This is a genomic window from Pseudoalteromonas sp. SG41-1 (genome assembly GCF_014164575.1).
Lineage (GTDB): Bacteria > Pseudomonadota > Gammaproteobacteria > Enterobacterales > Alteromonadaceae > Pseudoalteromonas > Pseudoalteromonas rhizosphaerae.
In genome coordinates this window covers 1-12,799 of record NZ_JACJFL010000042.1, presented here as the reverse complement: position 1 = coordinate 12,799, position 12,799 = coordinate 1, and the positions used below count along the sequence as shown (strand labels likewise).

Annotated in this window: 9 protein-coding genes and 6 tRNA genes; 8 read left to right on the top strand and 7 right to left on the bottom strand. The window is 40.9% G+C overall.

What is annotated here, in order from left to right:
* Positions 1-64 precede the first annotated feature (64 nt).
* The 8 genes from H5203_RS17870 to msrB all read left to right on the top strand — a co-directional run bounded on the left by H5203_RS17870 (position 65) and on the right by msrB (position 9,249).
* Positions 65-796, top strand: coding sequence for an RNA methyltransferase (locus tag H5203_RS17870; RefSeq protein WP_145240683.1), 732 nt, complete (start codon positions 65-67; stop codon positions 794-796).
* Between the two features lie 80 nt (positions 797-876).
* Entirely contained in the window at positions 877-4,272 is a 3,396-nt protein-coding gene (locus tag H5203_RS17865; RefSeq protein ID WP_182820050.1) for a chromosome segregation SMC family protein, read from the top strand.
* Positions 4,273-4,311: 39 nt separating this feature from the next.
* On the top strand, positions 4,312-5,064 hold the full coding sequence (zipA, locus tag H5203_RS17860) for a cell division protein ZipA (RefSeq protein WP_145240687.1): 753 nt from the start codon (positions 4,312-4,314) through the stop codon (positions 5,062-5,064).
* 93 nt (positions 5,065-5,157) lie between these two features.
* On the top strand, positions 5,158-7,179 hold the full coding sequence (gene ligA, locus H5203_RS17855; protein ID WP_182758066.1) for an NAD-dependent DNA ligase LigA: 2,022 nt from the start codon (positions 5,158-5,160) through the stop codon (positions 7,177-7,179).
* The gene (locus H5203_RS17850) at positions 7,172-7,516 is read left to right on the top strand and encodes a DUF3392 family protein (RefSeq protein WP_145240691.1); all 345 of its coding nucleotides are present in this window, start codon (positions 7,172-7,174) and stop codon (positions 7,514-7,516) included. Before ligA ends, H5203_RS17850 begins: the two co-directional genes overlap by 8 nt.
* Entirely contained in the window at positions 7,513-8,016 is a 504-nt protein-coding gene (locus H5203_RS17845) for a DUF2919 domain-containing protein (protein ID WP_145240693.1), read from the top strand. The genes H5203_RS17850 and H5203_RS17845 overlap by 4 nt, the downstream gene beginning before the upstream one ends.
* A 28-nt stretch (positions 8,017-8,044) precedes the next feature.
* The gene (locus H5203_RS17840) at positions 8,045-8,485 is read left to right on the top strand and encodes a hypothetical protein (protein ID WP_145240695.1); all 441 of its coding nucleotides are present in this window, start codon (positions 8,045-8,047) and stop codon (positions 8,483-8,485) included.
* Positions 8,486-8,808: 323 nt separating this feature from the next.
* On the top strand, positions 8,809-9,249 hold the full coding sequence (msrB, locus tag H5203_RS17835) for a peptide-methionine (R)-S-oxide reductase MsrB (protein ID WP_145240697.1): 441 nt from the start codon (positions 8,809-8,811) through the stop codon (positions 9,247-9,249).
* A 193-nt stretch (positions 9,250-9,442) separates the two neighbouring features.
* Here msrB and H5203_RS17830 read toward each other — a convergent pair whose 3' ends face one another.
* The 7 genes from H5203_RS17830 to H5203_RS17800 form a co-directional block, all read right to left on the bottom strand.
* Complete coding sequence (locus H5203_RS17830; RefSeq protein WP_145240699.1) at positions 9,443-11,104, bottom strand: tetratricopeptide repeat-containing response regulator; 1,662 nt, start codon at positions 11,102-11,104, stop codon at positions 9,443-9,445.
* A 932-nt stretch (positions 11,105-12,036) separates the two neighbouring features.
* Positions 12,037-12,112, bottom strand: a tRNA-Val gene (locus tag H5203_RS17825).
* 19 nt (positions 12,113-12,131) lie between these two features.
* A tRNA-Val gene (locus H5203_RS17820) sits at positions 12,132-12,207 on the bottom strand.
* A gap of 42 nt (positions 12,208-12,249) precedes the next feature.
* A tRNA-Val gene (locus H5203_RS17815) sits at positions 12,250-12,325 on the bottom strand.
* Between the two features lie 19 nt (positions 12,326-12,344).
* A tRNA-Val gene (locus H5203_RS17810) sits at positions 12,345-12,420 on the bottom strand.
* Positions 12,421-12,455: 35 nt separating this feature from the next.
* Positions 12,456-12,531 (bottom strand) — tRNA-Val (locus tag H5203_RS17805).
* 172 nt (positions 12,532-12,703) lie between these two features.
* A tRNA-Val gene (locus H5203_RS17800) sits at positions 12,704-12,779 on the bottom strand.
* Positions 12,780-12,799 lie beyond the last annotated feature (20 nt).

Below are 12,799 nucleotides of genomic sequence, written 5' to 3'. Positions count from 1 at the left end.
TATTTGTAGGGCTGCACTTTAAATCATCTCTGGTATACTGAGCAGATAATTTAATGGGGCTATTATGATTTCAAAAAACCAACTCAAACTTATTCGCCAGCTTGGCCAAAAAAAGTACCGTAAACAATATAGTCAATATCTTGTTCAAGGTGAAAAAAACGTATTAGAGTTACTAAATAGTCCATTAAAAGCCAAAGACGTTTTTGCAACGCAAAGCTTCATCGATAGCTATCAAGATAAGTATCAACACGTTAACTTAATTGCAGCGGATGAAGATGTGTTAACTAAAGCAAGTACTTTAGTGAGTAATAATGCCGCTATAGCTATAGTTGACATGCCAACAGCGAGTGCACCGCAGGCAAGCGGTTTAATCTTAGCCCTTGATGGTGTATCTGATCCGGGCAATTTAGGTACTATTATCAGAGTAGCTGATTGGTATGGGATCAAGCATATTGTCACCAGCACAGATAGTGCCGATGCTTACAACCCTAAAACTATTAGCGCCACTATGGGCTCGTTTGTTAGAGTCTCAGTGAGCCAAGTTGAGTTGCCTGCGTATTTAAGTGGTTTAAACTTACCTATTTATGGCGCTTTTTTAGATGGAAAAAGCGTGCATAAAACTCAATTTACAGGTCAAGGTGTTTTGTTAATGGGTAGTGAGTCTCATGGAATACGTCAAGCTTGCGCAGCATTGGTAACAGATAAGATAACCATCCCCGCTTTTGGTGGTGCAGAATCTCTCAATGTAGCCATGGCAACGGGTATTATTTTAGATAATTTTAAACGCCAAGCTTAATCCCTGTACTTACTTTTATCGTCAAGAACGGTTAAATTAAATACTCAAGCTATAACAATAACAATCGGTAAACCAATTAGATGCGTTTGAGCACCATAAAATTAGCGGGTTTTAAATCTTTTGTAGAGCCCACTAAAATTCCATTCCCAGATCAAATGACCTGTGTCGTTGGCCCAAACGGCTGCGGTAAGTCTAATGTCATCGATGCTGTGCGTTGGGTGCTTGGCGAAAGCTCTGCTAAAAATCTGCGTGGCGATGCCATGACCGATGTTATTTTTAATGGCTCAACCAATCGCAAACCTATTTCTCAAGCGTCGGTAGAGTTGATTTTTGATAATACCCAAGGGCACTTACCGAATACTTTTGCCGATCGAAACCAAGTGGCAATTAAACGTTTGGTAACACGCGACGGGCAATCGCTGTATTTTCTCAATGGCAGTAAATGCCGCAAACGAGATATTACCGATATATTTTTAGGCACAGGTCTTGGTCCGCGTAGTTATGCGATTATCGAGCAGGGCATGATCTCGCGTTTAATTGAGAGTAAACCGGCAGATTTACGGGTGTTTTTAGAAGAAGCTGCAGGCGTTTCAAAATACAAAGAGCGCCGTCGTGAAACGCAAACCCGGATCAAAAGTACCCGCGAAAACCTTGAACGCTTACTCGATGTTCGCCAAGAGCTGCAAGCACAAGTTGATAAACTGGCAGTACAGTCAGTTGAAGCAAAAAAATACCGCGAGTTAAAAACCCAAGAGCGCACTTTAAAAGGGCAACTAGCGGTCTTAAAATGGCAAAAGCTACATCAGCAACAAGTGACTAAAGCCGACAAAATGGCCAAGCTGAATGAGCAAATTAGTTTTTTTAAAACCGCTCATTCAGGTCATGACGATGTACTAGCAAGTCTTGAAAACCAAGTGCAATTGCAACTTGAAAAACTCAATGATGCGCAGCAAGACCAGCACCAAACGCACACTGAATTGACTCGTGCTGAGCAACAGCAAATAAACTTAAAACAACAACAACAAGCGTTTAGTCACAACCTGATCAAACAGCAACAGTTGCAGTTACAAAATCAGCAGCTGCAACAACAACAAAAAGACCATACTGATGAGTTACAAAATGCGTTACAAGAGGCAATTGAACATACTTTAATATGTACAGAGCAAGTCACTGAGATGGCCGACGCGGCGGCACAGTTGCAAAGTGCCAAGCAGCGCAGTGCTTCGGATTGGCAACGAGTTAATGAGCAGTTTCAGGCTATTAATACGCAATATAGCAAGCAACAAAATATAGCCGAACAACAGCTGCAAAATTTGCACTATATTAAAAACCAGCAAACGGCATTAGAAAGCGAATTAATAGAGCTGGCAGAAAATCCAATTGCTGAACAAGTAGCGCAGCAGCAGCAGTTAATGCAGTCACTAACGCAAGAGTTAGCAGCAAAACAAACTGCCTTAAACAAAGTAAATAGTAATCATCAACAAGCTCAAACCGTGTTACGCACCTGCCAAGATGCACATCAAACACTAGCACAACAACAAAACGAGAATAAAGCCAAAATAGCAGGCTTGAATACAATACTCGCAGATACTCCAGCGCAAAGTAGTGGCGATGTTTTGGCACAGTTAGTTGTACGTACTGGATTTGAGCATGTGGTTGAACAAGCATTACAAGGGCTTGAACAATTAAATGTGACATCTACAGCAACACCTAACGGAGTATGGCCAACTACCGACACCGCACCGCAAAGCTCATTAGCGGTGTTTATAGAGCAAGGGGTTTACCCTGATTTATTACATCGCATTAAGTATAAAAATGATTTTGCTCATAACGATTTAGCGGATGAGTATTGGCTTGCAGTGATTGATCGCCAAGGTAATATTCAGGGCCGCAATTGGTATCAACAAGCCAGTAAAAGTGCGGAAAATTCGTTGCTGATCAAACATAAACAGTTGGCCGAAGCAACCCAGTTAGCATCTCAACTCAGTGACGAACTAGCTATACAAAGCAAGAAGCTTACAGAACAACAGCAAGTCTGTGAGCAATTGAAGGCACAAAGCGAAGAGTTAAAAGCAGCGGTACATCAGCTTGCTCAACAAGTGGCCTCAGGAAGCACTCGTCGCGATATGCTCAAAGAGCAATTACAGCAGTTTCAGAATCAACAACATAAATTACAAGCAAAGCTACAGCAGTTAAACGTTGAACACACGAGCATAGAGAATAAAGTGGCTGAACAACAGCAACATATAGCAAGTGTGGTAAAACAGCGTGATGAAATAAGTGTTGCGCTTAATGATGCTCAAGTGCAGCAGCAACACACTGATGAGCAATATAAAATGGCAAACGCTCAGCTTGAACAGTATAAAACGCTTGCCCATCAGGCGACGCTAAGTGAGCAAAAAGCGCGCAGTGAATGCCAACTCAGTGACACTAAATTACAGCATGCAACGACCGCCAGCGAAACCGCCAGTGAAGCTGTCAGTGAGTTAACCGCGCAAATTGAAGAGTTGGTGATCCCATTAGAAGAGGTCGCAGAGCAAATAATATTATTGTTGGAGCAACATCAACAAAGTGACATTGAACTCAAAAATTTGCAAAGTGCATTGACGGAAGCTAAAACAGCTTTTGTAGATAAACAAACAACGCTTAAAGCGTCGCAGGGGGAGCTGGTACTTTTACAAGAACAATTACAACAACTTGCCCTCGAAGAGCAGAGCTTATTAATTAAAGCACAGGCAGCTCTTGAACCTCTGGGTGAGTTACAGCAAAACTTGAAAGAAGTATTGGCACAGCTCCCTGAAAACGCCAATATAAACACTTATCAAGGACAGCTTAATAAAGTAGGACAAAGTTTAAGTGACTTGGGCGCGGTAAACTTAGCGGCGATTGATGAGTTTGAACAAGCGCAGCAGCGTAGCCAGTATTTAGATCGTCAAGTCGAGGATTTAAGCAAAGCATTAACGACACTTGAAGGTGCAATTGGAAAAATTGATCGCGAAACCAAAACGCGTTTTAAAATGACTTTTGATCAAGTGAATCTCGATTTTGGTCAGTTATTTCCTAAAGTATTTGGCGGCGGCAGTGCATATCTTGAATTAACCAGTGATGACTTACTGGAAAGTGGTGTTAGTATAATGGCACGCCCACCGGGCAAGAAAAATTCAACAATTCACCTTTTAAGTGGTGGAGAAAAAGCGCTGACCGCATTATCATTGGTATTTTCAATATTCAGGCTCAATCCAGCTCCGTTCTGTATGCTGGATGAAGTTGATGCACCATTGGATGATGCGAATGTTGGGCGATTTTGCCGATTAGTGGAAGAAATGTCACAATCGGTGCAATTTATTTATATCAGTCATAATAAAATTGCCATGGAAATGGCTGGCAGGTTGACGGGTGTAACAATGGCTGAACCGGGCGTTTCGCGTGTGGTCGCTGTAGATATTGAACAAGCGGTGCAAATGGCACATGCATAAATATTAATATTTGAGTAGATAAATAATAAAGGTGAGGGGATGGCCGAACAATTAAGATGGGTTTTAATCATTATCAGTGTAATTGTCATTGGTGGATTATTAATACATGGCCTATGGTCAGTTCGTAAAAAAGACGCACCCGTTGCGACTAATGATGAGCGGGTTGAGCCTGCAGATCAGGCGTTTACTGAGCGTCAAAGCGAAGCTGAGCCAGCATCTCTTACTGAGCGTGATGAACCGCAGTTTGGGGATTTAAGCTTTAGTGCTGATGAAAAACATCCACACACTTTTGCAGCGTCAGATGACGAACTTGCCGCTGAGGTTGATGATGTGACTACTGCAACAGATGCAAGCGTAGAGGATGAAGCTGAGCAACCGGCTGCAAGTGATTTTATCATTGTGCATATTCAAATGCCTGAAGGCTTGAATATGGAAGGCAGCAAATTATTGCCAGCAGTAAATACACTTGGCTTTAAGTACTCTGAAGAAGGCTTTTTTAATCGTCATTTAGATCCAGCTGGCCATGGTCCAGTGCTGTTTAGGTTAGTGAACATGTACAACCCTGGTACTTTCGATATAGATAATATGGAACAATTTAGTACAGGTGGGATTAGCTTGTTTATGACCTTGCCGTGCGATGGTGACGGGCTTGCTGCATTTAACATGTTGCACAGTGCGGCTAAAAAATTAGCAGATGAATTTGGCGCCGTTATTTTAGACTCACAACGAGAAGAAATGACCGTTGACAGTGTGCGCAATTATGTTGAAAAAGTGAGACGCTTTTCAGCTTAATCACCTGCAATATACAGTTAATTAATTAAGAATTTTATAAGCCACTTGGCGATAACTCGTTTAAGTGGCTTTTTTATGTTTTTTGAGGTCAGTATGTCCACTTTAGTGTTAGCGCAAATAACGCAACTTCGTCAGCAGTTAGAAGATCACAATCATAATTATTATGTACTTGATAACCCAAGTGTTCCTGATGCAGAGTATGATCGTTTATTACAACAATTAAGTGCGCTTGAGGTAGCAAACCCTGAGTACTTGAGTACTGATTCACCGACCCAGAAAGTAGGTGGTGCGGCGCTTGCTAAGTTTGAGCAAGTCACTCATCAAGTGCCGATGTTGTCACTTGATAACGCTTTCAGTGAAGAAGAGTTCAGCGCTTTTAATCGCCGCATTAAAGAACGTTTGATGGATAACAATGAGCTGACCTTTTGCTGTGAACCAAAACTTGACGGTTTAGCGGTGTCGATTTTATACCGTAATGGTGTGTTAGTGCAGGCGGCAACACGTGGCGACGGGCACACCGGCGAAAATATTACCACTAACGTTAAAACGATTCGTAATATACCGCTTAAATTACGTGGCGATGACTTTCCTGAGGAAATTGAAATTCGTGGTGAAGTGTTCATGGATAGCGCCGGATTTGACAAACTTAATGCTGAAGCCGAAAAGCGTGGCGACAAAGTATTTGTTAATCCACGTAATGCAGCCGCAGGCAGCTTGCGTCAACTCGATTCAAAAATCACCGCCAAGCGACCTTTGATGTTTTATGCCTACAGTATTGGTGTTGTTACAAATGGCGAATTACCAAGTGATCATTACCAGCAATTGGCTAAGCTAACTGACTGGGGGTTACCACTTTGCCCGGAAACAAAGTTAGTCGAAGGTCAGCAAGCTGCTTTGGATTACTATCAAGATATACTTGAGCGCCGCAGCAGCTTGAAGTATGAAATTGATGGTGTGGTGATCAAAATAAATAACAAAGCACTACAAGAGCGGTTAGGTTTTGTGGCGCGAGCTCCGCGTTGGGCCATTGCGTATAAGTTTCCTGCGCAAGAAGAAATCACTCAGCTACTGGATGTTGAATTTCAGGTAGGGCGCACTGGTGCAATTACCCCTGTGGCTCGTTTAGAGCCGGTATTTGTTGGTGGTGTCACGGTTTCAAATGCAACGTTACACAATCGTGATGAAATAGAGCGTTTGGGTGTAAAAATTGGCGATACTGTGATCATTCGCCGTGCTGGTGATGTGATCCCACAAATTACTCAAGTGGTATTAGAGCGCCGTCCAACAGATGCCAAAGAGATTGAGTTTCCGGCTACTTGTCCAATTTGTGACTCCCATGTTGAACGCATTGAAGGCGAAGCCGTAGCGCGCTGTACAGGAGGTCTGGTGTGCCAAGCACAGCGTAAAGAAGCGATCAAACACTTTGCTTCACGCAAAGCACTCGATATCGATGGCCTTGGCGATAAAATTGTTGAACAGCTGGTGGACAGAGAGCTCATTAAAACGCCAGCAGACTTATTCATACTTAAACAAGGACATTTTGAATCGCTTGAGCGCATGGGGCCAAAATCGGCGAAAAACCTAGTAGCTGCACTTGATGATGCAAAACAAACGACGTTGGCTAAGTTTTTATACTCATTAGGTATTCGTGAAGTCGGTGAAGCGACGGCGCAAAATTTAGCTAATCACTTTTTAACGCTAGATAAAGTAACTGCGGCAACAACTGAAGCGTTAGTCGAAGTTAGTGATGTTGGGGAAATTGTAGCCAAGCATGTGCGTGGTTTTTTTGCTGAGCAACATAATTTAGATGTCGTAACTGCCTTGCTGGAGCAGGGTATTCATTGGCCAGAACTCACGCCGCCAAGTGAAGACTCACAACCGTTAGCAGGCTTAACCTATGTGTTAACGGGTACTTTGAACGAGCTTAATCGAAATGATGCAAAAGCACGCTTGCAGCAGTTAGGGGCGAAAGTTTCAGGTAGTGTATCAGCTAAAACAGATGCGTTAATAGCGGGTGAAAAAGCCGGTTCTAAGCTCACAAAAGCACAAGATTTAGGCATTGAAATATTGACCGAAGATGATTTAATTGCATTACTGGCGCAACATAATGGATAGCATTATTACGCTTTTTCAGGATTTAGCACTGACCTTTGGTCAGTGGCTAAAGCCTTACTTATATAATATCGCATTGTTACTGGTGGTGTGTTTGGTGTCTTTGTATGCAAATGAGATTATTAAAACCACGAAACGCTTTGTAGCAAGGCGCCACTTTATACTCAGAGTATGTGCATTTGTACTAGTAACCGGGTTTGGTTTTGGCTTATTAGTAGTATTTGTCACTCCATTACTAAGCCAGTTACTGATGTTTTTTGGTGTGCGCTGGTTAGGTGTTACAGCCGTGGCTGCATTTATATTACTTGGCGTTGTAGCCGAGAGGAAAAACCAGTTATGAAGCGTTATGGACCAGAGTATTGGGACAAATATGGCACCTATCGCACTCCAATCGCGTTTCATTTGAGTTTATTGGTATTACTTCGTGCCTACTTTATTTGGATCATTGCGGCACTGAGCAGGCGTCCTGAGCTTGATTTAATGTCATTAGTGTTTAGATCTAAAGCTGACTTTTTCAGTGCGTTGGCTATTGGTGCAATAGCCATTATTCCTGCCGTAATTTTTTGTTTGCGCAGGCCACAAAAAAGCGCAGACAGTGCAGCATGGTTAGCGCGAGTGTGGCGTTTTATGCGTTGGCCATTATTAGCATGTGCAGCGATAGATTTAAGCTGGCTGATTATTCAAGCCGCCCATAGTTATTATCAGTTTTCGATGTTTTTAGCGCTGCAAATGGTGACGGTATTGTGGGTATTATTATATTTAGCAAAAAGTCGTTATTTAACGGTGTTTTTTAATGATTGGCCCGATCCTGAAACCGATGAAAAAAGTTCAAGTAAGTAATTTAGGTTAACGTTGCAATGAGTCTTTGATGCGTAAAATTAATCAATTACAGGCGCTGATAGTCGGCTGTTTCGGTATCGTGTTATTATTGTTGAGTGTATTTACCATGTTATTTCAGCAAGCGTGGTTTGTATTTCTAATTGCTCTGTGGCTATTTGTATTTAGCTCATGCTGTTATCGGCTAACACCACTATTTAAAGCACGTAATGGCCTAGATAAGTTTATTCGACGCGAACAACAGCACCTTTTGTTATTTTCCCTTTCAGGTTTTTTTGACCGCACTCACGGCCCGCAATGGCTGCCTATAAATAGTATCAAGAAAATACAGTGTCATGATGACCAATTTTTAATTATCTTCAGCGAGCAGCATCAATGCTCAATAGGCTTACCGGCAACTAAAGCGGAGCTAATACAATACTTTAATGCACTATTGACTAAAAATGAAAAGAAATTAATTACAATTGAATGAAACTAAATAGTGAGCAACACGGTATATATGTCAGCGCCTTAAAAAGCATAGTGGGTATGAAATATAGTATGCAACAGCAAATAGGCTTAGGAGTGAGCTGCCATTAGTGTACTGAAGCGATAAGATTTAGTTTTGATTACGCAAATATTATTAGCCAGTGAGTTTAAACATTCCCCTAGCCAGTATCGAAATTATTATTTTTCAACCCCTACAAAACCATTTTGTGCAGTGCGGATAAATCCAGAGCTGACAATGTTATTAGCGCGATACCATGATAATGTGGATAGCAGTAAATTAACCTATCTTACTCAATGAGGTCAGTTATGTTGAATTGGAATGATATTCTAAACTTTGCCAATAAAGGCAATCCTGAGCCGAGCCGTAAAGTAGTAAAAACCGAGCAGCAATGGCGTGAACAATTAACCGAAGAAGCCTTTTATGTGACTCGTAATAAAGGCACAGAGCGCCCGCACAGCTCAGATAGCTGCACCTTGTTTGAACCTGGTAAGTACGCCTGTGTATGTTGTGATAACTTATTATTTGATGGTGATGAAAAATTTGATAGTGGCACTGGCTGGCCATCATTTACTCAACCCGCGCAACTAAACTCGATTGCTTATAATGGTGACAAGACCCATGGTATGCAAAGAATAGAAACTGTGTGTAATGTATGTGATGCACACTTAGGTCATGTATTCCCTGATGGGCCAATGCCAAGTGGTTTGCGTTATTGTATAAACGCGGTCTCATTGAAGAAGGTGTAATTTATTAGCTCGTAATTGACAATAACCAATGCCTTACTGAATTTACATGATACGATTCCAGTAAGGCTGGATTTTAAAAGTCATATCACCGCTTATCAGCGATATTTTTAATTTCGTATTCCTCATTCTTATAAACAACACCTTATCTAAACTATTTATTTAGCCTGCTCTTTGCTGAATAATATTTATTATTCTATTTGGTTTTGCCAGGCTCTTCTAGATTAGCAAGTGTTAGCCCCATACTCGTTGCTTGTTGTACTATTTTATTAAAGCGTTGTTGCTGCTCGTTGTCTAATGGTGTCGTATTGAGTAACGCATAGCATTTTTTTGCCATCATTAGGTTTAAGGTTTGGCCATTTTGCTTGGAATTATCAAATAGACACTGCAATAAATTTAAAGCAATACTAGGATTACGAGGCATTACTCTAAATGCTTGTGTGAATGCTTCAAGAGCGGTATTTAATTGACCACGATTAAACTGTGTAACTGCATGGTTATTTAGCTCTTTAGGGCCCATTTTTATATCACGGCGTTCACTTTGTTGTTGTTGAATATAACGTAAATAAACAGCATCACTGACTGTTGGATGACGTTCACAATGACTGATAATTTGGTTAAATAACGATTGTGCTTTGTGATGAAACCCTAGCTCATGAAATGCCTTTGCTTTATCAAGTGCGCCGTCTACAGAGCGAATGTGGCTATCGTCATCGTCGAGCTGCTCAATCAACTTTTTCGCTTTTTGATGTTCGTCTTTTAGATAGTGTAAACGGGCATTTAAAACATCTATTTGCGCCTGATTGTGACTATTTGGAAATTGGCTTTTTAAATCAGTTAAGTATTGATTAGTTTGTCTTGAAATCCTTTGAATCTGATCGCTCTGATCTGTTGTTAAAGCAAAATCGATACCAGCACGTGCAGCATTTAAATATACGTCAGGATGATCGTGAATCGAATGTTTGGCAAAGTTGGCGATATCTTTTTGTGTTAGATAATTTTTTTCATAATCATGATTTACCAGCGATACATGGCTAAGTGATTTTTGGCGTTCGATATTGCGTGGAGCAATATCAACAGCTTGGCTTAAAAAATCTTGCGCTAATTCAAATTGGTTTAATTTAATCTCCAGTTTACCAAGTAAATCGAGTGCGACTAATCGTGTTTCATGACGTTGCAGCATCGTTTTCAGCATTCTTTGCGCAAGAATATGCTCATTATTAGCAATTAATGCTTCAACTAAACCTACCTTTGCCCATGTGAATTTTTGAATATCAAGAACTGATTTAAAGAATGCTTTTGCAGTATCTACTCGTTTTAAGCGAAGTAGAGCATCACCTTTTAAACGCAATAATATTGCACTATAAGCATTGCCTTTTTTATCAAGCGCGGCATTGATTGCTTTTAGTGCTTTAGAATCATTACCATCGTCAATGAAATTATATATTGCTTGTAAATGATTTTTACGCAGTAAAATTCGTTCTATACGCGTTTTAAGGTCATGTATTGTGAATGGCTTGACCAAAAAGTCATCGGGTTGTAGTTCAAGCACGCTGTGTACCAAAGAACCACTGGTTTCAGCTGAAATAAAAATGAATCCTGTAGAGTTTTTTATTAAACGCTTAACGCGTAACTCTTCATATAGCTGATAGCCATCTTGGTGCTTACTCAAATTAAAAGAGCAAACAATCAGATCAAACTGTTCACTGGTGCACTGCTCTTTCGCTGAATTTGCATGTTCAGCAAAGCGCAGCTGTCGAAAGCCAAGTTTTTCGAGCGACTGTTTCATATAGCTTTGAGCAAGAGGCTGCTCTTCAACTATAAGTATTTTTGCATTAGAAAAAATCTTTGCTGGCATTAGACTTGTGACCACATGAACGTATCAGAGACTATAATAAACAGTCTAGTCGCTGACAAGGGAATTTAAAATTTAATACCGCAGACTTCGTTTATTTGATCAGTTATGGGTTTTAAAGTAGCTTGATTATCCAAATTTAGGTAGCGCTAGTTATTGCTTGAGGATTTTTATAGAGATAGGAGACCCTAGGTTTGTAAAGCGCCTAGGTTGATGCTTTTCAAACTTAATTATCCATCAAGGAACATATTAAAAGAGTTTAAGGTTTGGAAAAGAATTAGCGTATTTAGAGGCTTTTTGAATTTTATTTTTAACAGAATTACTAAGAAGTTTTATATGTGGTCGGTGATACTGGACTCGAATTAGTGACCCTCGCCATTATTTGTGAAGGGTGGCGATGCTCTTTCTTTTCAGCTGAGCTAATTATCGATTAAACGTGAGGTTTTATATGTGGTGGGTGATACTGGACTTGAACCAGTGACCCTCGCCATTATTTGTGAAGGGTGGCGATGCTCTTTTTTTTCAGCTGAGCTAATTATCGATTAAAGAATATAACGTAAGGTTTGATTGAGGGTTTTAAAAGGTTTTATATGTGGTGGGTGATACTGTACTTGAACCAGTGATCCTCGCCATTATTTGTGAAGGGTGTCGATGCTCTTTCTTTTAAGCTGAGCTAATTATCGATTTAACGTGAGGTTTTATATGTGGTGGGTGATACTGGACTTGAACCAGTGATCCTCGCCATTATTTGTGAAGGGTGGCGATGCTTTTTTTTCAACTGAGATAATTATCGATTGAAGAATATAACGTAAGGTTTTATATGTGGTGGGTGATACTGGACTTGAACCAGTGATCCTCGCCATTATTTGTGAAGGGTGGCGATGCTCTTTCTTTTCAGCTGAGCTAATTATCGATTTAACGTGAGGTTTTATATGTGGTGGGTGATACTGGACTTGAACCAGTGACCCTCGCCTTGTAAGGGCGATGCTCTCCCAACTGAGCTAATCACCCACATATAATTTTAATTAAATGGTGGGTCGTACTGGACTTGAACCAGTGACCCTCGCCTTGTAAGGGCGATGCTCTCCCAACTGAGCTAACGACCCCAAATAATCAATTACTAAACTTTACGATAACCATTTTATAAATGGTGGGTCGTACTGGACTTGAACCAGTGACCCTCGCCTTGTAAGGGCGATGCTCTCCCAACTGAGCTAACGACCCGTAAAGTTTTATATCTAAATGGTGGGTGATACTGGACTTGAACCAGTGACCCTCGCCTTGTAAGGGCGATGCTCTCCCAACTGAGCTAATCACCCATCTAGATATCATGTAATATGCACCATTCTAAGAATGGTGGGTCGTACTGGACTTGAACCAGTGACCCTCGCCTTGTAAGGGCGATGCTCTCCCAACTGAGCTAACGACCCATATTACAAATTTAAAACGCTACTATTAAAATAAATAGTACTGGATTTTAACCAGCGAACCTCGCCGTTAGTTGTAAATAGCGGTGATGCTCTCTTTTCTTGTAACTGAGCTTGTGACCCATATTACAAATTTAAAACATGCAACTACTAATATAATAACAGGTTTTATATGTGGTGGGTGATACTGGACTTGAACCATTGACCCTCGCCTTGTAAGGGCGATGCTCTCCCAACTGAGCTAATCACCCACATATAAATTAAAACTCGA

Excerpts from the sequence above, each read along its gene's own strand:
- H5203_RS17870 (WP_145240683.1), top strand. The coding sequence starts at position 65 with ATGATTTCAAAAAACCAACTCAAACTTATTCGCCAGCTTGGCCAAAAA.
- H5203_RS17840 (WP_145240695.1), top strand. The coding sequence starts at position 8,045 with ATGCGTAAAATTAATCAATTACAGGCGCTGATAGTCGGCTGTTTCGGT.
- zipA (WP_145240687.1), top strand. The coding sequence starts at position 4,312 with ATGGCCGAACAATTAAGATGGGTTTTAATCATTATCAGTGTAATTGTC.
- msrB (WP_145240697.1), top strand. The coding sequence starts at position 8,809 with ATGTTGAATTGGAATGATATTCTAAACTTTGCCAATAAAGGCAATCCT.
- H5203_RS17850 (WP_145240691.1), top strand. The coding sequence starts at position 7,172 with ATGGATAGCATTATTACGCTTTTTCAGGATTTAGCACTGACCTTTGGT.
- H5203_RS17845 (WP_145240693.1), top strand. The coding sequence starts at position 7,513 with ATGAAGCGTTATGGACCAGAGTATTGGGACAAATATGGCACCTATCGC.
- ligA (WP_182758066.1), top strand. The coding sequence starts at position 5,158 with ATGTCCACTTTAGTGTTAGCGCAAATAACGCAACTTCGTCAGCAGTTA.
- H5203_RS17865 (WP_182820050.1), top strand. The coding sequence starts at position 877 with ATGCGTTTGAGCACCATAAAATTAGCGGGTTTTAAATCTTTTGTAGAG.
- H5203_RS17830 (WP_145240699.1), bottom strand. The coding sequence starts at position 11,104 with ATGCCAGCAAAGATTTTTTCTAATGCAAAAATACTTATAGTTGAAGAG.